The 20,606-nt window shown below is 58.3% G+C and carries 14 protein-coding genes; 6 read left to right on the top strand and 8 right to left on the bottom strand.

Annotation, left to right across the window (positions count from 1 at the left end; genetic code table 11):
- The first annotated feature begins 103 nt into the window (after positions 1-103).
- From JW885_11370 to radA, 3 genes are all read left to right on the top strand, one after another.
- Positions 104-1,279 carry a protein kinase gene (locus tag JW885_11370; protein ID MBN1882765.1) on the top strand — a complete coding sequence of 392 codons (1,176 nt, stop codon included), beginning with the start codon at positions 104-106 and terminating at the stop codon, positions 1,277-1,279.
- Positions 1,280-1,343: 64 nt separating this feature from the next.
- A complete protein-coding gene (locus JW885_11365) occupies positions 1,344-2,441 on the top strand; it encodes a PQQ-binding-like beta-propeller repeat protein (protein MBN1882764.1) in 1,098 nt (365 codons plus the stop codon).
- Between the two features lie 25 nt (positions 2,442-2,466).
- Positions 2,467-3,852, top strand: a complete 1,386-nt coding sequence (radA, locus tag JW885_11360) for a DNA repair protein RadA (protein ID MBN1882763.1) — start codon at positions 2,467-2,469, stop codon at positions 3,850-3,852.
- A 184-nt stretch (positions 3,853-4,036) separates the two neighbouring features.
- On the opposite strand, the gene JW885_11355 is transcribed toward radA, so the two are convergent.
- The 4 genes from JW885_11355 to JW885_11340 form a co-directional block, all read right to left on the bottom strand.
- Positions 4,037-4,798, bottom strand: a complete 762-nt coding sequence (locus JW885_11355) for an enoyl-CoA hydratase/isomerase family protein (protein MBN1882762.1) — start codon at positions 4,796-4,798, stop codon at positions 4,037-4,039.
- A 65-nt stretch (positions 4,799-4,863) separates the two neighbouring features.
- Positions 4,864-5,442 carry an RDD family protein gene (locus JW885_11350; GenBank protein MBN1882761.1) on the bottom strand — a complete coding sequence of 193 codons (579 nt, stop codon included), beginning with the start codon at positions 5,440-5,442 and terminating at the stop codon, positions 4,864-4,866.
- Positions 5,443-5,504: 62 nt separating this feature from the next.
- The gene (locus JW885_11345; protein MBN1882760.1) at positions 5,505-6,236 is read right to left on the bottom strand and encodes a 16S rRNA (uracil(1498)-N(3))-methyltransferase; all 732 of its coding nucleotides are present in this window, start codon (positions 6,234-6,236) and stop codon (positions 5,505-5,507) included.
- Between the two features lie 5 nt (positions 6,237-6,241).
- Positions 6,242-8,215, bottom strand: coding sequence for an adenylate/guanylate cyclase domain-containing protein (locus tag JW885_11340; protein ID MBN1882759.1), 1,974 nt, complete (start codon positions 8,213-8,215; stop codon positions 6,242-6,244).
- A gap of 186 nt (positions 8,216-8,401) precedes the next feature.
- Here JW885_11340 and JW885_11335 point away from each other — a divergent pair, with 186 nt between their 5' ends.
- From JW885_11335 to JW885_11325, 3 genes are all read left to right on the top strand, one after another.
- Positions 8,402-10,003, top strand: coding sequence for a glycosyltransferase family 39 protein (locus JW885_11335; GenBank protein MBN1882758.1), 1,602 nt, complete (start codon positions 8,402-8,404; stop codon positions 10,001-10,003).
- 258 nt (positions 10,004-10,261) lie between these two features.
- Entirely contained in the window at positions 10,262-12,433 is a 2,172-nt protein-coding gene (locus JW885_11330; GenBank protein ID MBN1882757.1) for an adenylate/guanylate cyclase domain-containing protein, read from the top strand.
- Positions 12,434-12,459: 26 nt separating this feature from the next.
- Entirely contained in the window at positions 12,460-13,254 is a 795-nt protein-coding gene (locus JW885_11325) for a FecR domain-containing protein (GenBank protein MBN1882756.1), read from the top strand.
- Positions 13,255-13,373: 119 nt separating this feature from the next.
- On the opposite strand, the gene JW885_11320 is transcribed toward JW885_11325, so the two are convergent.
- The 4 genes from JW885_11320 to JW885_11305 all read right to left on the bottom strand — a co-directional run bounded on the left by JW885_11320 (position 13,374) and on the right by JW885_11305 (position 20,553).
- Positions 13,374-14,027 (bottom strand): hypothetical protein, encoded by a 654-nt coding sequence (locus tag JW885_11320; protein ID MBN1882755.1) that lies wholly within the window; start codon positions 14,025-14,027, stop codon positions 13,374-13,376.
- Positions 14,028-14,146: 119 nt separating this feature from the next.
- Positions 14,147-14,815 carry a hypothetical protein gene (locus JW885_11315; protein ID MBN1882754.1) on the bottom strand — a complete coding sequence of 223 codons (669 nt, stop codon included), beginning with the start codon at positions 14,813-14,815 and terminating at the stop codon, positions 14,147-14,149.
- The gene (locus tag JW885_11310; GenBank protein ID MBN1882753.1) at positions 14,812-15,876 is read right to left on the bottom strand and encodes a hypothetical protein; all 1,065 of its coding nucleotides are present in this window, start codon (positions 15,874-15,876) and stop codon (positions 14,812-14,814) included. Before JW885_11310 ends, JW885_11315 begins: the two co-directional genes overlap by 4 nt.
- Positions 15,877-15,885: 9 nt before the next feature.
- On the bottom strand, positions 15,886-20,553 hold the full coding sequence (locus JW885_11305; GenBank protein ID MBN1882752.1) for a hypothetical protein: 4,668 nt from the start codon (positions 20,551-20,553) through the stop codon (positions 15,886-15,888).
- Positions 20,554-20,606: the final 53 nt, after the last annotated feature.

Here is a 20,606-nt window from a genome sequence, read left to right as displayed (position 1 = left end):
AAATTCACGACGGGAACAAGACAAAATAACGGATGAGCCATCCCGCATTCGGTCCAAATTCGAGAGGTGAAACGTCCCCCTCAGCCCCTTGACTCCCGCACGCATGAGGTGTACAGTAATCGTCACAGAACACGCCCGAGGCAACTATCCCGTGACAAATCCCTGTCCCCGGTGCGGTCATGAAAACCGCCATCGTGATAAATTCTGCGCCCGATGCGGCGAGCGCCTGGAAATCGGCGTCCGGCCGATCATCGGGGCGGTACTCGACCGACGATACCGTATCGTCGAGCTGATCGGTGAGGGGGGGATGGGGGTCGTCTATCGCGCCCGTCACCTCCGCTTGAATGTGGACATGGCCGTCAAGATCCTTCACAGAAAACTGGCTCGGGACGAATCGTTTAAGGAGCGATTCGACCGGGAGGCGAAGATCTTGGCGGGGCTCTCTCATCATAACATCGTCTCCATTCACGATTACGGCGCGTTTCGGGATACCTTCTACATCGCCATGGATCTGGTGGACGGGGAGAGCCTGGAGGATGTCTCGGCGAGGCGCGCCCCGCTGGCCGTGATGAATGCGTTTTCCATTGCGGCGTCGGTCGCCCGGGGGCTGGCATGGGTCCACGCCGGCGGCGTCATTCACCGGGACATCAAACCGGGAAATATCATGATAGACCGCACGGGCAGGGTACTGATCACCGATTTCGGCATCGCTCTTACACTCTCGGGAGATCCAAAAACCCTGGACGATGAGATTATAGGTACCCCCGAATACATGAGCCCCGAGCAGCTTCGGGGGCTGGACCTGGATGAGCGCACGGACGTCTATTCCCTGGGGGTGGTCCTGTATCAGCTGCTCACCGGGGTATCGCCCTTTCGGGCGACGGACGACGCGGCGGCCACGGCCGCTCGAATCCTGGGAAAAACTCCGGATCCCATAACCTCACACCGCATGGATCTCTCCCGTGGGCAGATCGAGATTGTGAACCGCGCCATGGCCCATGATCGCTCACGCCGCCTGCGCTCGGCGGTGCATATGCTGGAGCTCATCGATCGGGAGACGGGAGGATCTGGCGGACCGGATACGGATATACATATTGCTTCATCTGCGCGTCCTGCGGAAGGAGTCGAAGGAGTTTTGTCCGGGCGTCCGTCGGATACGGCGGATTCGCCCGGGATCACGAGAATATCCCGGTTGAGAATAATCACGGCGGTGTTGCTTGCGACACTCATTGCGGCGGGGCTGGTGATCCTGGGAATTTTTCTCGCCAAATCGTGGTGACGCCGCCTGTATCGGTTGTTCTCACAGCATCCAATCCGGACACCATTCAGGGGAGCCGTTCGATATGAAAAAAAACACTCGACGGATATGTGCCGTACTGACCGTTTTTTTTGTTATGACCCTGCCGGCATGCGCGCACCGCCTTGAGGGGACGGGCGACACGTCGATGGGCATCGGGTACGTGTGGCGGTATCGCACGGGAGGGGATATCGTGACGTCTCCGGTGGTTGTCGGAAACGTCGTGTATATTGTCGGGTCCGACGGCGATGTGCACGCCGTAAACATCTCCGGCGGCGGTCTGCTGTGGCGGATCATTCTGGGAGGGGGCGCGGGCGGCGATCCGACCCCCTGCCAGGATTCGGTGTTCGTGGGCACCGCCGCGGGCGACGTCTACGCCGTGGACGCCCTGAAGGGGACCGCCCTCTGGCGGACGATCCCCGGGACCTCGCCCCTCTCGACGCCGACGGTATGGGGGGGCGCCGTCTACCTGGGGGACGCGGACGGTTGGCTCTACGCCCTGGACGGTGAAACCGGCGTGGAGATTTGGCGCACCAATGTGGACGGCGCCGTGCGGGCGGCGCCTGTGGTGAGCTACGGCGTGGTGTTCGTCGGCGACGCATCGGGCACCGTGAGGGCGATCGACGCGGGAACGGCGAAAGAATACTGGCGATACGAGGCCCCGGGGGGCGTCGTATCATCCCCCGTCGTGATACCCATAGGAAAAAACCGCGCGGTGATCGTCACGGACGAAAGCGGCACGGTCTCCCTGCTCGACGCCGGGAGCGGAACAGTCAGGTGGACCTACCGGGGGCCCTCCGGTATCGAGGCGGCCCCGGTCGTCATGGAGACCGAAAGGGGAACGGCCGTGCTGATCGCATGCACCGGCGGCACCGTCATCCCCCTCAGGTTCGACCGGGGAAAGCCCCTCTGGGAAACGAGTCTCTTCACCTCGTTCCACACGACACCGCTTGTCCGAAACGGCGTGATTTACATCATCGATGAAAGCGGCGGCATCTTTGCCCTGGATGCGGCCACCGGAGAAGCGCTCTGGCGCTGTCATGGAAATGCACGTCCCGATACGTCCCCCGCCGCCACCGAGGAACTCCTCTTCTTCAGCGGAAGGGACGGATCCCTCTATGCCATTGCGATACCCGGTCGATGATCAACAAAACAGAGGCGCACACTTCATGAGCCAGAAGAAAAAGAAGGACCGGGTCGTATACGTCTGCAGCGAGTGCGGTCATACGTCCCCCCAGTGGATGGGGAGGTGCCCCGGCTGCGACCGGTGGAATACCCTTTCCGAGGAGGTGATCCGGGCGGCCGGGCGAAAGACGGAGTCCAAACGCGAGGCACCGCCGACGCCGCTGTTCCTGTCCGATGCGGTCGATGTCGGAACCCGACGGCTCTCCACGGGCATCTCCGAGCTGGATCGGGTGCTCGGCGGCGGCCTGGTGGAGGGATCCGTCGTGCTGGTGGGAGGCGATCCGGGGGTGGGAAAAACCACGCTCTTGATGCAGGCGCTGTCTCACGTTTCACAAAGCGGGGTCGATTGTCTCTACGTCAGCGGCGAAGAATCCCTGGCGCAGCTCAAGCTCCGGGGCGAGCGGCTGGGCCTCGACCTCACATCATTCCCGGTGCTGTTTTCGGCCAACACCGATGAAATCCTCTCCGTTATTGAGGACTTCTCCCCCCGTTTTGTCGTCCTCGATTCCATCCAGACGGCACACTTCCCGGAGCTCGACGCCTCCCCCGGCAGCATCAGTCAGCTCCGGGCGGTATCGGCGGCGATCATCTCCACGGCGAAAGAGCGAAACACGGCCGTCATCCTGGTGGGACACATCACGAAAGAGGGGACCATCGCCGGACCCAAGGTCCTGGAGCATCTGGTCGATACGGTACTCTATTTCGAGGGGGACAGCGGCGGCCCCTATCGGCTCCTGAAGGCCCATAAAAACAGGTTCGGGCCCACATTCGAGGTCGGCGTCTTCGAGATGGGCGACCGGGGGCTCTTGGAGGTGACGAATCCCTCGGAGCTGTTTCTGTCCCAGCGGGTCGTCACCGATCCGGGCTCGGCGGTGACGGCCAGCCTCGAGGGGACACGAACCCTCCTGGTGGAGGTGCAGAGCCTGGTTGTAAAAAGCCTCTTGGCCGTGCCCCGGCGGGTGACGGTGGGCATGGACCAGAACCGGGTGCACATTATTGCGGCGGTGCTGGAGCGGACGGCGGGGGTGAGCCTTTCCCAGCACGATATTTTCATCAACGTGGTGGGCGGCCTGCGCCTGACGGAGCCGGCGGCGGACCTGGCCCTGGCCGCCACACTGATTTCCAGCTTCCTGAACATACCGATGCCTTCTGACACCGTGCTGTTCGGAGAAATCGGTCTGTCCGGCGAGGTGCGGGGGGTGTCTCAGAGCAGGGCGAGAATCGCCGAGGCGGCGAAGCTCGGTTTCAAGCGGGTGGTCATGTCAAAGGCATCCCTCTCGGGGGCGTCCGGCGGCAAGGACATTGCCTGTGTGGGAATTTCGTCCGTGGGAGAGGTGATGGAGGTCGTTTTCCAGGCCGGTACGGCGTGACAACGTTTTTTCCCTTGTGCCGTGGAACGGGCGTATCCCCGTCGCCGGACGATATGCCGCCGGGTACCGTATCAAATCGCGTCGAGGCGTTTCGCCCAGGCGCCCTCCGATGAAGGGAAACGCCGCCTGTGGAAACGGTATCTCGATATCAATCACTTTCACGCATGACAAAAGAGCCGGCCCTTCAGAGCTTCTTTCTCATGGTGATAAACTCCTCCATGCGTCGTTTCCGCTCCCCGCTCTGGAAGAGGTCCAGAAACCCCTCCCGCTCCCGCCGGCTCGCTTCCTCGAAATCCATCTCCATCACGTCGGTAAACATCATTTTGACGGTACGAAGGGATGAGTGAGGCTTATCCAGCAGTTTCTCGGCCAGTTTCCTGGCCTCCTCCAGCGCCTTTCCCGCCGGGACCATCTTTGAGATGAATCCCCAGTCCTTTACCTCTTTGGCGGAAAAAAGGTCTCCCGTCAGCGCCATGTATTTCGCCCGAATGAGGCCCGCGTACCGCCAGAGCCGTATCACCCCGGGCATGAACGAGAAGTTGATTTCCGGCTGTCCGAACACCGCCTTGTCCGATGAAACGAGAATATCATTCGAAAGCGCAAGGTTCATCCCCCCGGCGAGGCAGTACCCCTCGATGGCGGCGATGGTGATTTTCCTGGATGTATAGACGGCCTCAAGGATCTTCGCCACCGCCCGGATGAGCCGCAGCCCTTCGTTTTTGTCCACCGCCACCATGTCCTCGATGTCAAGACCGGTACAGAAATTCCCCCCGGCGCCGGTACAAATAACCACCCGTACCTCTTTCATCACCGTCAAAAGATCAACGGCCCTCGCCGCCTCGTCTATCAGGGTCTTCCCGAAGGCGTTCATCTTCTCCGGTCGGTTCAGGGTTAGGACCGCCAAATGCCCGTCAACCTCGATTTTCATATGCTGGAAGTTTTCCATATCACACCTCCTGGATGACAACACAAAAACAGACGGTACGCGCTTCTCTCCATCCCACATCCCTCCTACAGGCGAACGACCATCGTATCCGCGAGCATGTCGTGCCACGCTTGACGATTTTCATCCCAGATCACCCACAAAAAACCGACACACAACAACCCACCGGAAATAATATAACAGAAAAATCGAAGAGTTGAAATCAAAAGTCCCACCCGGGAGCCGTCCGTCCTGACCACACGGATGCCGACGATCATTTTACCCAATGTCTGACCGAATACGGCGGTCAGCAGAATCATATAGAGGGGAGGAAAGGCCAGCATGGAAAGTGCGATGCGTCGTATGTATGGAATGAATTCCTTCAGACTGTCGAACCCCTCGCTGGTGATGATGTCTTCGACGAATCCGGTATAATACCCCAAAAAAATACCCACGCCCGCGGCGATGATACCCATCACCATGACGAGCAGAAGCATATCAATACAGAATGCAACCGTCCGGATGACAAATCCCGCCCGGACGATGGTTTTGCCCGTTCGTGACGAAGCGTGTGTGGTCCCTCGACCGGAGACTCCGGCGCCCCGGGCCTCAATCGTTGTCGTGTGGTATTTCCCGGAAACCATGCCGTCCCGACCGTAGACAATCAATGTATTACACCGGGGGCACCGATGAGTTCGGTCAACGGTATTATATCCGCAGTTGGGGCACTTCATGTGCGGACAAATCCTCCCCATGCATACTGAATCATCGTCACCGTCACCCCGGGCGCCGTTTCCGCCCTGAGGATGCGGTCTCCGAGGCTCACGGCAAGGCACCCGGCCTCCCCGGCCAGAACGGCCTCTTCGGGGGAAAACCCGCCCTCGGGGCCGGTAAACACGCTCACCTTTTCCCGTGGTCCGCCGACTTCCTCCAGGCGGTCACCCAGAAAATCGTTCGCCTCCTCCCACACGAAGAGCTTCATCCCCGGCGCATCCCTCACCGCACCCGTAAAGTCAACGACGTCTAAAACGGCCATGGCCCTGTTTCTTCGTGTGAGCTTCGATTCTTCCCGAGCGATCGCCTCAAGCCGCGTTTTTTTTACATCGCTCATGTCCCGGGATATACTTCTTGCGGTCACACAGGGAACGACGGCCGACACCCCCAGCTCCACCGCATCCCGGACGACACGCTCCAGCTTCTTTCCCTTTAAGAGGCCGGGATAGAGATACAGCTCGAAGGGACACATCTCCGACTCCCGGGAAAGCTCCTCGACCGTAAGGTGCGCCCGGCTCGACCCTCTCTTCTCAACAACGGCGGTCCATTCCCGGCCGGCACCGTCCGCCAGCAGCACCCGATCGCCTGTGCCCGCCCGGAGCACGACCAGAAGATGATGACTCTCTTCATCGTTCAGATCGACGGTGTCTCCCGGTTCAAGCTCACGGTCACAAAAGAATCTCGTCATCTCCCTCACCCGTGTTCGTCGATCAGCTCATAGATCCGTACCGGCTCCCGTTTTCCCCGGATCCCCACCTCGCCCAGATCCCGAACCACGACGTCCCCCGCCTTTTTCAGGGTGAATTCGCTGATGATCACTCCGGTTTTGAATTCCTTGTTGAGCACTTCCAGCCGGGCGGCGAGGTTAACATGGTCCCCGATGGCGGTGTATTCCATACGCCTGTCGGTGCCGATATTGCCCACGACCGCCTCTCCGGTATTGACGCCCACCCCAATGGAAAGCGGCGGGACGCCCTCCCATTCCATAACCAGGTTGAGGCGTCTGAGCTCCCGCTGCATGGCCAGGGCCGCCCGGCAGGCGTTTCGGGCATGGTTCGGGTCGTGCTTCGGAGCGCCGAAGAACGCCATGATACCGTCTCCCATGTATTTATCCAGGGTTCCCCCGTGGGCGAAGATCACCTCCACCATGAAGCTGAAATATCGATTGAGTATTCTCACGACCTCTTCGGGAGGGAGGTTCTCGCTCATAACGGTGAAATCCCTGATATCGCAGAACAGGATGCTGATCTCCGTCCGCTCCCCGGCATCGACGTTCAGTTCCCCGAGGTTTCTGCTGATTTCATCGGCAACGTGGGGTGAGACGTATTTAGCGAACGCCTCCTTGAATTTCCGCTTCGTCCGGCCTTCTGTGATGTAGTTGAAGACCATCGAGGCGGTAAACGAGAGAAACAGTGTCGTCGCCGGCGCCACATATTCCACCATCAGGTCGAAAAAAGTGAAAAAATAGACAACCGCCGACGTCAGAAGTCCGAAGCAGATCAGGAAAAAGGCGATGCTCAGTCCGGGAGAGGCGAACCGTATGGAGAAAAGCGAGATCAAGAGCGACGAGGCGAAGAGAATCAGAATCGTACACCATCGGGATGTATGCCGGATGAAATCGTTGTTGATGATATTATCTATGGCCGTAGCGTTGAGTTCCACGCCGGGATACACCGGAGAAAAGGGCATGGCCCTGAGATCGAACAGGGAGACGGCGGTGGTCCCGACAACGACGATTTTGCCCGAGAAGGTCTGTGGATCGATACGGGGCGTCTCGTCCCGGGAAAGGGCGAGCATCGACTCTATAATATCCCCGATCCTGTAGTATTGATAGGTGCCGTAGGGCCCGTGCCACTTGATGGACATGCGACCGTCGGGAAGAAGCGGTATCTCCAGACCGCCCGCGTGTAGGGTGCGATCGTTATCGAGGGTTATCTCGACGTCCTCCGGTCGATACCCGCATGCAGCCAGGGCCGAGGCCAGGGAGAGGGACGGATAATACGCGCCGTTGTAGAGAAACAGCGGATAGACGCCCCGGGACGGGCCGTCCGGATCGGCCACGTAATTGATCGATCCAACGCCGGAGGCGCTCGCGAGGATCGAGAGATAGGGCAGCGTCACCGAGGAATACTCACCGAATGAAACCGGTGATTCATTGAAGACCGAGAGGGAAAAACGGTCCTTCAGAATTTCTCCCTGCATCAGGGCTTCATAGCTCGGCGCCATTGATTCTCCATCGGTTTCACGAAACACCAGAGAAAACAGCACCGGGGTTTCCCCCTCCAGGGAGCGTGCAAACGCCGCATCCGATGCGGGATTCATTACGTCCGGCTCCGCAAAGATCATGTCAAAAACGATGATCTGCGCGTTCCCCCTTTTGAGATATTCCACGAGCGCCCCGAAGATTTCCCGGGGCCAGGGCCAGGTGCCCAGGTCTTCACGATAAAACTGAAGACTCTCCTCGTCAACGGTGATGATGACGATATCCTCATCGACGGCCTGGGGTCTCGACGCAATGCGAAATCTGAAATCCTGGGTTTTTCTCTCGATGGTGGTAATGAGACCGAAAAGGTACAGGGCCAGGACGAGAAAAAACACACAGACGCCCACAATACCGCCGGAGAGCATCCGATAGGGGATGGTTTTTTTCTTTTCGATGATTCTCACGGCTCTATTATGACCAAATGACCGGATGGATGCAATAACTTTTTACTTATTCATGCGTCTCCGCCGCTGTTTCCTACTCCTCCCCTCCCTTAAATGCCCTTGACAGACCTCCGCGTGGTGGAGTAGTATGATTTCCATTCTTCTCCCGAGCATGTTTCCCGTGTATTTAGAAAGGGACATTGTGTGATGAAGCGTCCTCTGACCATTGAAAGAGATCTCTTCAGTGAAAAAACGACGAGAATCCTCTTCTGGTCGCTCGCCGCCGCCGCCGTCCTGCTGCGGGGGATCATGCTTTCCACCATGGCCATTATCTCGCCGGACAGCCCCGGGTACGTCAGACTCGCCCAATCCATCGCCGAGAACGGCATAACGGCATATTTCGGCGGCGGTTTCAATCCGAACCTGACGATTTACCCGATATTCATCCACCTTGTTCACCTGGTCGTGGGCGATTATGTCATCTCGGGGCAGATTACCTCTCTCATCTTCGGCTGTCTCTCGTTTATCCCGGTCCTCTACCTGGCCCGTGCCGCCTTCGATAAGGAGACGGCCCTGATGACGCTCTTTCTGTTGAGTGTCCATCCGCTGCTTATGCGCTATTCCGCCGAGGTATTGAAAGACACGGGGCTCTTCTTTTTCATCCTTTCCGGGCTGGCCCTGGCCCATCGGGGCATGGAGAAAGACAGCCCGATTATCTCTCTCTTCGCGGGCGTGGTGGCGTGGGGCGCCATTCTCATGCGTTTTTTCGGCGTAATCGCCGTGCCCGTTGCGGCAATCGGAGCCCTCTCGATGGGAATCGCCGCAGGGATATCGAAGAGGCGCATCGTTCTCCATCTGGGCCTGTTTCTGATACCGATCCCCCTGGTGGGGGCCGTGCTCTTCTGGCATTTTGTCGGGATAGAGAGCTGTTTCATCAACACCGATATCACAACGTTCTTCCACGACCTCATCCCCACCGTTCCCGACGCCTACGCCGATATGCTGCTCTCCAATCCCGACTACACCGGCAGGATGCGCAGCTACCTTGATCTGGTCACGGGTCACCCGTATGTTTTTTTCCTCGTGGAGCTGTTGAGCGTGCTGGGAAGCTCGTTCGTGGACATTTTCTTATTTTTGTTTCTTCTGGGACTCTTCGTCAAGCCTCCGGCGGATACCGGCTTTGCCTCGCGGATATTTCTTACCGTTTCCGCCGCGGCCTTCTTCGTGTTTTTTTACTACGTCGTCTCCTCGTTCTTCTTCATCTCCAAACGTCACGTCATGCCCGTCGTGCTGGTGCTTCTCCCCTGGTCCGGTGTGGGTTTGAGATACCTTCTTTCGTTCATCAACAATCGGGCGGATTCCTTGAGGGAAAAATATCCCCGCACCGGCCTCCTCACGCGCCGGACCTCCTGTGTGATCCTCTCTCTGTGGCTCTGTGGCGCCGTCATATATTCCCTCTCCCCATATCGACAGGACGACCGGTATCAACGGGATGCAGGAGAGTACATCGCCCGTGAATTCGGTGCGGACACATCCATCCTGATGTACATCGCGGATTCGAGAACGGCGTTCTACGCCGAGAGCAATCCGGCGTACTACTCGACCCTGGAATCGTTGGAAACATCCATCGGGGAGGGGAACAAATACGATTTCGTGATATGGGATACCAAGGCGGGGCCGAAACCGGAAAGCCTGGACGGGGTGATGGCGGAACACGGATTTGTCTTGCTTACGACCTTCACCGGCACCGACGATGAAACCATCTATATTTATCGATATGAGACCATTTCGCTTTCACCCTCCCAATAGACAAAAAAACGTCCACCCTCCATGAGGCGCCTCCCTCCCCGGAAGACCTCGTGTTTCCCGCCGTCGCCGATACCCCTCCCTTCACGCGAACGATACGACGGAATCCATATCCACTCATTATTCGTTTGATTTTTCATTCCATCCCGTTTATAGTGTGTTTCACATAAAACTCACATAAAACGACATGTCGCGTTATCTCCAATGCTCCGCATTCCAAAAACTCTGGTTCTTTTTCTTCCGCTCATCCTGATATGTACCATGTATATCTTCGGATGGGAGTTTCTGACGATTCTTGAATTGAAGTCGATGGATTTGGTCGTTAAGGCCGAAACCACATCGACGAAGGCGCCCATCACAATCGTTGCGGTGGATGAAAAAAGCCTGAAGGCGATCGGGCGGTGGCCCTGGTCCCGGGAGACCCTGGCCCGACTGGTGGAGGAAATCAACACGGGGACGCCCCGGGTGATCGGCCTGGATATGTTTTTCCCCGAGGAGACGACCCCCGATACCATCGCGTCCGCGGAAGAGATGGAGAGGATAGTCCACAAATATCTCGGCCCGGATAATCCCCAAGGGGATGATCTCGTGCGTGCCCTGAGGGAAACGATCGAGAACAGGGACGTCGATTCCGACGACGAACTGTTGGCCCGGGCCATTCTCTCCGCGGGAAACGTCGTGGCGATGCATCATTTCTTCACCGAGACCGACAGTCGTATACCGCTCTATCACACCGAAAATCCGCTCTATGCCGAGCCCTTCGGCATCGTCCAGGGCATGAGCCCCTACCCCGCCGCGACGACGGCCGGAGGCATCCTGGAAAGCATCTCCATCCTTTCGGAAGCGGCGGCGGACTCCGGATTTATCAACATCCGCATGGATACGGATGGAACGGTCCGCCGCGCCCCTCTGACGATATATTATCGGGGGGAATACTACCCGTCCTTCGCCCTGGTGATGGCGAAACGATTTCTGGATGCCCCCTTTGAGAGGCTTTTACTCGATGAATACGGCGTTGTCGGCGTGGAGCTGGGCAATACGTTCATACCCACGGACGATACCGGAAACCTCTGGATTCATTTTCTCGGCCCCGGGGGCACCTTCCCCCACATCAGTGCGGTGGATGTCCTGGAAGGAACCGCCGATCTCACGAGGCTTGAGGGCGGTATCGTGCTGGTAGGCATCACCGCAACAGGCCTGGGAGACATCCGGGTCACGCCGGTCAGCACGGTGTTTCCGGGAGTTGAGATTCACGCCACCATCATTGAGAACATCATCAGCGGCACCATGTTCACCATGCCGGGATGGATGGCGTCCGTACATCTTCTCATCATCGTGTTGCTGGGGCTTCTGACGGGGCTGGCGCTGCTTCGCCTGGGGCCGTTTATCGGCCTGGTGCTGACGGTTCTTCTCCTGACGGGTTACTTCTTCGGCTATCGATACCTGCTTTTGGAACAACAGCTCAACATTTTTATCATATACCCCGCGCTCACGCTGTTTGCCGTCTATACGTCGGTGACCACCTCGAAATACTTCGCGGAATCTCAGAAAAAGCGCTACATTCAGCGGGCGTTCTCCCAGTATCTCTCACCCGCCGTCATCAAGGAATTGATGGACAATCCCGCCCGGCTCAACCTGGGAGGTGAAGAACGGGTGCTCACGGCGATGTTCACGGACATAGAGGGTTTTTCTCTCATCTCGGAGCGCATGAAGCCGGAAGAGATCGTCACGATGCTCAACGAGTATTTCACGGTCATGACGGAGATCATCTTCGCCTTCAACGGAACCGTCGACAAGTACGAAGGTGACGCCATCATGGCCTTCTTCGGCGCGCCCATCCTGAATCAGCATCACGCCAGGGAGACGGTCCGGGCCGCCTATTACATGCAGAAGCGTCTGGAACAACTCCGGGACAAATGGAAAAAGGAAAACAGCCCGCTCTTACACATGCGTATCGGCATCAATACCGGCCCGATGGTCGTCGGCAACTTGGGATCGATTCAGAAGATGGATTATACCGTTATGGGCGATGCGGTAAACCTGGCCTCACGCTTTGAACCGATCAATAAGCTCTTCGGCACGAAAATAATCATCGGCAACGAGACAAAAATGGAAGTGGAAGACGAATTTCTTATCAGGGAGCTGGACTTCACCAGGGTGCCCGGCCGTAACGCCCCGGTCACTATCTATGAAGTGCTGGAAGAAAGGAACAACGCCGATGCGCTGACCCAAAAGAAGGTGAAACTCTTTGCCGAGGGACGAAAGCTTTTTCTGGGTCGAGAATTCATCAAGGCAAAAGAGACGTTTCTCGCGATACTCTCTCTGGATGAAGCGGACATGCCCAGTTCGGTGTACCTGAAACGATGTGAATATTTCATTGAACATCCCCCGGATGATTCCTGGGAGGGTATCTTTGATATCCTTGTCAAATAACGATAGAGATAAATGGAGGTCTGTGTATGAGATCATATGAAAAAACGGGGCGAATCACCCTCTTGCTGGCCCTCATGTTGTGTGTGTCGATTTCCATCCCGGTCCTCGCCCAGGATATTCTTACCTGTGAAGTGATCGATATCTATGACGAGGCGTTTGTCCTCGACGCGGCAACCGGAGAGTGGAATATCCTGGAGGTAGGAAACACACCGGGCCGTGGAGATCGAATCAAGACGGGCGCCGATGGCACAATCACCCTTTCCCTTGAGGGGGATATGATCCGCCTAGGCCCTGCGACGGAGGTGGAATTGTCCGACTTAACGGTCACCCGTGAAGAGAAAGAAGACGGGACGTTTCGGGAGAGCACGACCACAATCATCACCCTGATACTCGGCAAGGTTTACGCCCGGGTCAAGGAGCTGAGGGGAGATTCCCTCTTTGAAGTACGAACGGAGATCTCCTTCGCCGGCGTGCGGGGCACCGAGTTCAGTGTCGAGGCGCTTGCCGCGATGGAGTCGGATCCCGCGCCCCAGGGCACGGACGAAACCGGCGGTTCGTGGCCCACGCTTTCGAAGACAACGGTCGTCACCCGGTGGGGACCGGTCACATACGTTTCCATCAATGAAAACGGTGAGCCCATCGGCCCCGAGGTGAAGATCGGGAACAGGAAATACTCGGAAGTCACCCCCGGCAATCCCGCCACCGATCCGGCCCCGGCGCCGAAGGACGCCCTGAAGGCCCTGACCACCGTCATGTTCGATTTCGACGCGCTCTTAGATCAACTGCGGGACCTGGGAGGCAAGGGCGGCAGCTGCTCGTAACCAGACACCCGGTTATCGTGAGTCGGCACGCACCTTACCGGAGAACACACAACAAAGCGGCGGGTTTTTCAAAAAACCCGCCGCTTTCTTCAACCGCGCGGTGAAAGAGGGCGATTTCCCTACGGACGGCCGGGAATGATGGTGAACACCACCGTGGTGTAATACTCTCCGTCAAAATAAATATCCCATGTCCACTCCCCCAGGGGATCCCCTGCCTGATTGAGACCCCAGGTGCTGATGAACATGTTTGAATCGGGCGAGAGAATCTCGGTATACACCGCCCTCGCCGGGTCTTCTTCCGGATATGTCTGGTAGCTTCCGGTGGAGCCCTCCCACATCTCCCAGTCGTGCGGCGGCGAGGGGAAGAATTCCTCCTCGAAATACTGGATCGGGGCGCCGCTTGCGCTCTCGTACTCGAAGTACACGCCAAACGTGGTGCCGGGCACATAGGGAACGGTGCCGGTTTCCAGGACATCAACACCGCCGAAATTGCTCTCGGTGATAATACCCGCCTTGAAATTGGTGATGACGCAGCATGTCAGCTCTTCGGGACTCCCGTATGCGTAAGGAGACGCATAGCCGGGAATCATCGAAACCGGAGGCTCTTCCGGTGCACCCTCTTCCTCCGGGGCGGACACCCCCGGAATCGAGATGGACGGGGCCTCTCCCTCCTCCATGGCGCCGCTGAGCATTTCATCTATCTTCTGGCACCCCGAAAGACAAAGGGCCAGAATGCAGATACTCGAAAGAATGATCAATGCGTTTTTTTTCATATAATCCTCCACGATCAGTCCACGGCATTCTGTAGATAGCATCATCTCCGCGGACGCTCAATTATATGTATCGACCTTCGTGCGTGTCAAGAAAAAGTCGTACAATCAGTATAATCCCGTCAATCCAGACCACTATTAAAAAACCGCTCACCCTCTCCGGCGACGGTCGGGAGTCCGTACTCGTCGATCAAATCCGCCACCTCCTCATACGCCAGGACATATCCCCAGGCGTTTCTCTCCCGGTCGTCCCGTTCCGCGAGGAGTTCGTTGATATCGGATACATCCGAAATTTCGGGGCGCTCGCCCGAAAGACCGTCCGTCGCCGTCTCACCCTCCCCGGCAAGGTACATCGCCAGCCCCTCGGCATACCACGGGGGCGCGGAGCCCCCATAGCGCTCATGGATGAACACCAGGGCCGTCTCATGTGCGGCGACCCGATTCAGGATGTTTCTCTTTGCAAGGACCGACAACGGCTGCAGATAGACGGCCCCGTCTATCATCGCCGACGCCGACCACCAGGGAAGTCCGGTATGATGGCAGAAATCCCCGGTGGAGGCGAACACAACCACATCAATGGGTCGGCGGGCGGCGGGGTCCTCCTGGAAGAGGGGGAGGTACTCCCGGTACGCGTCCTCCATCAGCGTGGTCAGCCGCTCCATCCCGTCTTTATCCATTTCTCCCGACCAGAAGACGGTGAAGTGGGCGGTCTCAAAAAGAGAGACATCGGAAAAACCAATGACGCCGAGCGCCGCAAGAATACACAAAAGCACCCGGAATGCGCGATTCATCTGCCGCCTTTCTCCCGTTTATACGCGGAAAAAATATCGCGCGCCACCGGCGCCGCGTCGTCCCCGCCGTATCCCCTATACACAAACACCACCACGCCGATCTCGGGCCGATCCGCCGGGGCGAATCCCACGAACCAGCCGTGGGTCAGTCCCGATCCGTCCAGAAATCCCCCGGTGCCGGTCTTCCCCAGAATCTCCATGCCGTCTGTCGCCGCCTTCACGGCGGTGCCGTTTTTCACCGCCTCCCGCATTCCCTCCCGAAGGATATCCCGGGAGACAGATACCTCCACCCGCCCCCGGGGCGGCATGAACTCGTCTGAGTCGTCGGGGTCGGCCTCATACGGCGTCAAAAGGACGCCGCCGTTCACCAGGGCCGCGATCCCGGTGAGCACCTGGAGCGGCGTTGCAGTCACCCAGGGACCGTCGCCCACCGCATACGCGGCGTCACATCCATCCGGCGGCGCTTCCACGCGTCCCGGAACCTCGCCGCCCACAGGCACTCCCGTTTCCTCGGAAAAACCCAGCTCCAGGAGTCCCTCATAGGTCGCGTTCGCCCCCAAGGCTTCTCCCATATGGGCAAAATAGAGGTTGCACGACACGGCGACGGCCCGAACCAGGTCCAGGTTCCCGTGGCCCCTCGGATCCCAGCAGGAGACATCCAACCCGGACTCATCGATTTTCCCGTCACAGAAGAACGTCTCGTCGCCTGTCATATCTCCGTTTTCCAGGGCCTTCCACGCCGTCACCAGCTTCACCAGAGAGCCCGGGGGAAACGCCCGCCTCGCCGCCAGGTCCATGGCCGAAAGCCGCTCGTTTCGATCCGCGGCGCCCCCCTCCAGCGCACGTATCCTCCCCGTGTCGAGATCCATCACCACCGCCACGCCGTCGATGCCGGAAAGGGCCTCGCGGGCCGCCTTCGAGAGCGACGCATCGACGGCGGCCGAAGATCCCCCGGCGCACGCCTGCACACAGACGGACAGACAAATAGATAACACAATGAATACAAACACCCGCGCACAGGGATCGATGACCCCTGTGCGCGGATTCTTTGGACGTATCATGAGAAATCGCTACTCGACATCATTGATGATGAAGTCGTCGCTGGCGGTGCGCCCGTACTTGTTTGGGTAGTACATCAAATACGCCTCGGCGGGCATGACCGAATAGCGACCCGGAATCTCGGCCCGCATGATGTACTTGAAGGTGTACCCGTCGCTGTACATATAGGAAAGCGACATGCCCGCCCGATCGTCCCGAAATTCCCTCCCCGCGTACCAGTACCAGTACCAATTTTCACCGTCGTAGTAGTCGTCCCCCTCGATGATGTAGTTCTCGTCATCGACGATGACCTCGCACCCGGCGGGGAAAAAGTCCTCCAGGAGGAAATACTCGCAGGACGAGTCCGTATCCACGTCCAGCTCCACCAGGATTTCATCCCCGCTGTTGACCGGTCCGTCCAGCGGTTTTTTCACATAGACGATCTCCCGCCCCTGTTTTTTCCGCTCCAGGAGATAATACCGCCGATCGATGCCGAAGCCCTCGTCCAACGGCTGAACATCCGGCTCGTCGACGAAATAGGTGAAGGACGACGCCAGATACACGCTGCCGGGACCCTCCTTCGTGAGTGTCAGGATGTTGTCGCCGGTCTTGAGACTCCCGTCCGGGATGACGATCGTCTCAAGCTCCTCGAGCATGTTGTCTTCCGTCACATGGAGCGACAGCAGCGTCTCGCCGTTGAGATCCAACGTTATGTCGTAATCCGGCTTCAGCTCGCCCGTGCGGGAGAGATAGTCGGTCATGGCGTAAATGACAACGGCCGACGACTTGGTGGAGCGCCAGTAGGCGCCGGTGCGGTGGGCGATGAGCCACCTGAGCGCCGAGGCGATCAGGGGATTGTCGATATCCCGACGAGCCATCACGCTCACCACGTACGCAGTGGCCTCCATCTCGTTCGCCTCCCACTCCCACGAGGCGAACCTCCCGTCTTTGCATTCCCAGTAGACGTAGCCGTCCTCCTCGATGCGATCGTTAAGCAGCATCTCGTAGAGCTCCGCCGCCTTTGCCTCGATGCCGACGTTTTCATACGCAATAAGCAGCATCGCCTTGCCGATGGGAGTCAGCTTATCCCGTTTTTCAAACATCTCGTCGAGCCATTCCGGCTTGACCGCGTTGACAGAGGAGAGCACGTACAGCGCGTAGACCTTTTCCAGGTCGGAGTCGATCTCGTCAAGCTGGGAGATCAAGGACGCCGTCCCCCGCTTGATCACATTCTCGTCGACGGAGATGCCCAGGTCCGTCTCGGGCAGGATCCGCGCCGCCTCGATGAGTCCATACAGGACGTACGCGGTCATACGGGGGGTGGTATCGTCGTTCTCGTACCAGCCCCACCCGTCGTCGTAGTGCTGGCGCTTGTAGAGCACCATCAGGCCGTCGTTGATGTAGTTGGGCAGCTCATCATCTATCTCTGGATAGGAAAGACCCAGTTCGCTTAACACGGAGCTGACCATGACCGACGGCAGGAACCGCGACATCACCTGCTCGTTGCAGCCGTACGGATAGCCCACCAGGTACGGAATGGCCGAGAGCGCCGTGTGTATGAGGGTGGGAGATACGCTGATGGAGAGCTCCGCCGCGTTTTTGATGCTGTTTGCGGGCTTTTCCACGGTCATGGAAAGACTGCCCGACTCATCGACGATCTCGCCCATCTCGTTTCTGACCTCCCGGACTCCTGTGGGCAGGATCGGGATGGTCAGCTCCATGCCGTCCGACACCTCGTCGGTCATCGCCTTCGCGGTCAATATCGCATCACCCACATCGTCCGCCTTCACCTTCCAGTCTATGCGCGTCTCGCCGTTTTTCGGCACCGTCACGTCCACCGGCTCGGCGTTGTACAGGGTCAGCCCCTCCGCTTCGAAGGTCATCCGTATACTCTTTTCCACGTCCAGGTAATTATGGGCGATGGTGGAGATCACGAGATCGTCCCCCTTGCGGAAAAAGCGGGGCGCCTCGATGCGCACGATCACATCCTTCCTGCTGATAACCCGGTAAAGCGACTCGCCCACCTCGGCTTTTTCGGTGATGCCCCTGACCGTGGCGCGCCAGCGGGTGAGGTTGTCGGGAAACGTGACCTCCACCGTTGCGGTGCCGTCCGATCCGGTGACGACCGCAGGCGTCCAGAACATGGTATCCTTGAAGTCCCGCCGTATCTCCGGCTCCACTAATGATTCTCCCTTGAAGTCCGCCAGCGTCGTCTCCTTGCTCTCCAGGGCCGCCAGCAGGTTCTTCCTGTGGGCGTATCCGTAGAAGCTGAAATAGAGCGACGAGCTGGTCTCCACGAGATGGGGCCTGAGGGCGTAGAAATATTTCTCGATGGTCTCCACCTGCTCGGGCTTGATGGCGTAGATCGCCGCATCGACGATGCCCAATGAGATCTCCGTCGATACCGGTTTGCCGTCGGAATCGGTGGTCTTGATGGTGAAGGTCCCCGTCTCCCTCGGCTCGTAGAACTCCTTGTCGGAAAAAATCTCCACGTTAATGAACTTGTGCTCCGGCGGTATGACCACCCTATTCTCTTCGGTGTAGAGCTCGTCGTTGAATATGGCCGCCGCGGTCACGAAGATGTTGGGCGTGTGCCGATCCTCGATGACGAAATCATACATGGCGGAGCCCCCCTCCACCTTGAGCACTGAGGCGTCGTGGATGGTCCGACTCTCGGTGGTGACCAAAAGATACGCCTCGTCCACCGGAGCGATAATCAGGATATGGGCGGTGTCGCCCACTTCATAGGTATCCTTGTCCGGGATGATGGAGATCTCCCCGTATCCGCCCTCATCATAGTAGTCCCAGGTGTGATGATAGGAGTAAGCGGTTTCCTTGGCGGTGGTCCCGTTGCCCAGGGTGTCGAAGGCCTGGGCGTTGAAGGTCAGGTTTCCCGTGTCCTTGACGGTGTACTCGAACACCACCTCCCCGTCCGGCTCGGAGACGCCACTGAGGACCTCGCTGTGGGTCACGACGCCGATGTGCGATTTTTTCTCGGTCACCGTCAGGGAGACCTTCACGTCCCCCACTCCCTTGTTGTCGAAATCCTGCACCGTCACCGTGATGCGCGCGATATCACCCGGTTTATAGACCCACCGATCGGCAACGGCGGTCAGGCTGAAGGAGGAGCGGGCCACCCGCACCGCGGTGCTGGCCGACACCTCCCGGCGGGAGAGATCGGTCACCCGCGCCTCCACAGAGAAGGTGTAATCCTCGTCCGGGTCGTCGATGTAGCGGGACGTGTCGACCGAAAGGGACGCCTTCCCGTTTTCGTCCAGAAGCAGCGTGCCGTCGTCCACGATCATCGGCTCGTGGGTCCAGTAGTAGTCGTCATCCATGAAGTACCAGCCCCAGTCATAGCCCCACCACCAGGGCCGCTCGTACACGGACCGGTACACGACGTATTCGACCTCCCCCTCGGCCACGGGGCTGCCGAAATAGTATTTCGCCTCGATGTTCGTCTCGATGGTCTCGCCCCGGATGTAGAATTCCTTGTCGGCGCTCACCGTCACCTCGAATTCCGGCTTCTTATATTCCTCCACTGAGAAATACGAGTAGTGGTTGGTGTCGTTATAATCGACGACGATGCAATAGTCCCCCAGGGGCGGCTCGGAGGCGAGGTTCATCTCGCCCGAGATGCTGCCGAATTCATTGGGCGTGAGGGTTTCCTTGTATATTTCATTTCCCTTGGAGTCGGTGATCGTTACCATGCAGGTCTCGTCCCGACCCGGCGCCACCAGGTCGTCCCCTTCGCTTTTTCTGACGATGGAGCGAAAGTAAACCGTGTGCCCCGGTCGGTACACCGGCCGATCGGTGTAGGTGTACACCCGGTCGGCGGAATCGCCCCACCACCACCAGGTGTAGGGATCGGCCAGGGAGAAGCTGTCGCCCTTTTGGACGAAGATCAGGAGCATGTCGTTCCCTACCGAGTCTCCGACGCCGTAAAAGATGCCGTCTGAATCGGTCCTTCCCGACGTAATCGGCGTCTTTTCTTCATACCCGTATACCGACACTTCCACGCCGCCGACAGGCTCTCCGGTGATCCGGTCCGCAACAAAGATGAGGTTGTCCTCGGTCGAGTTCTTGGTCACAAACCCGAGGGACGAGACGATCACCACGGTGTAGGCCACCATGTCCTGATAGATCCCTTCCACCAGGTAGACGCCTTCCTCTTCGATGTCCAGGGGGATGTCGTGATACTCCCATCGGTTCTTCTTGGTATAGGAGAGGTCCTCCTTCCACTCATCGATGAGGGTGTAGCCCTCGAGGACCGGGAAGAGGTCGTAGGAATCCGGCGCGGGTGATTCCGGCTCCGACGAATGGGGAAGCCCCAGGGCGACGATTGCCTCCTTTCGGAAATCACCGGTCAAGATCGATCGATAATCGCTCCGAAACAGCCTAATCGCCTTTCGCTTGACCCCGCCCGCCATCTCGGCGACACCGGAGGTATCCCGCTCTGTCTTCATGGTGGGGTAGTGGGGGTCGGACAGGTCCAAGAAATACGCCTTCGGATCGTCGATGCGATAGAGGCGAAATTCCAACGACGGGACGTCCATGGTGTCCGCCATGAAGGTAACCTCTTCGCCGGGGGCGAAGATGGAGCTGGTGGAAAGCTCAAAATCCGCGGCCGCAGCCTTTGCGCACAGGCACAGCGGCACGAGCAATACGGCAAGGACCAAAAACACGATGTATCTTTTCATGACAACTCCTCCCTGGGAGGGGAACGGAATATATGTTATTTTCAAACCATTCT

This window comes from Candidatus Zymogenaceae bacterium (genome assembly GCA_016931225.1).
Taxonomy (GTDB): domain Bacteria; phylum Desulfobacterota; class Zymogenia; order Zymogenales; family Zymogenaceae; genus JAFGFE01.
The sequence above is the reverse complement of the archived record's forward strand: the minus strand, read 5'-3'. Positions and strand labels throughout refer to the sequence as shown.

What these genes read in the sequence shown, in the direction of transcription:
- JW885_11370 (MBN1882765.1), top strand. Translation starts at nt 104, where the DNA reads ATGAGGTGTACAGTAATCGTCACAGAACACGCCCGAGGCAACTATCCC.
- JW885_11365 (MBN1882764.1), top strand. Translation starts at nt 1,344, where the DNA reads ATGAAAAAAAACACTCGACGGATATGTGCCGTACTGACCGTTTTTTTT.
- radA (MBN1882763.1), top strand. Translation starts at nt 2,467, where the DNA reads ATGAGCCAGAAGAAAAAGAAGGACCGGGTCGTATACGTCTGCAGCGAG.
- JW885_11355 (MBN1882762.1), bottom strand. Translation starts at nt 4,798, where the DNA reads ATGGAAAACTTCCAGCATATGAAAATCGAGGTTGACGGGCATTTGGCG.
- JW885_11345 (MBN1882760.1), bottom strand. Translation starts at nt 6,236, where the DNA reads ATGACGAGATTCTTTTGTGACCGTGAGCTTGAACCGGGAGACACCGTC.
- JW885_11335 (MBN1882758.1), top strand. Translation starts at nt 8,402, where the DNA reads ATGAAGCGTCCTCTGACCATTGAAAGAGATCTCTTCAGTGAAAAAACG.
- JW885_11330 (MBN1882757.1), top strand. Translation starts at nt 10,262, where the DNA reads ATGTATATCTTCGGATGGGAGTTTCTGACGATTCTTGAATTGAAGTCG.
- JW885_11325 (MBN1882756.1), top strand. Translation starts at nt 12,460, where the DNA reads ATGAGATCATATGAAAAAACGGGGCGAATCACCCTCTTGCTGGCCCTC.
- JW885_11320 (MBN1882755.1), bottom strand. Translation starts at nt 14,027, where the DNA reads ATGAAAAAAAACGCATTGATCATTCTTTCGAGTATCTGCATTCTGGCC.
- JW885_11315 (MBN1882754.1), bottom strand. Translation starts at nt 14,815, where the DNA reads ATGAATCGCGCATTCCGGGTGCTTTTGTGTATTCTTGCGGCGCTCGGC.
- JW885_11310 (MBN1882753.1), bottom strand. Translation starts at nt 15,876, where the DNA reads ATGATACGTCCAAAGAATCCGCGCACAGGGGTCATCGATCCCTGTGCG.
- JW885_11305 (MBN1882752.1), bottom strand. Translation starts at nt 20,553, where the DNA reads ATGAAAAGATACATCGTGTTTTTGGTCCTTGCCGTATTGCTCGTGCCG.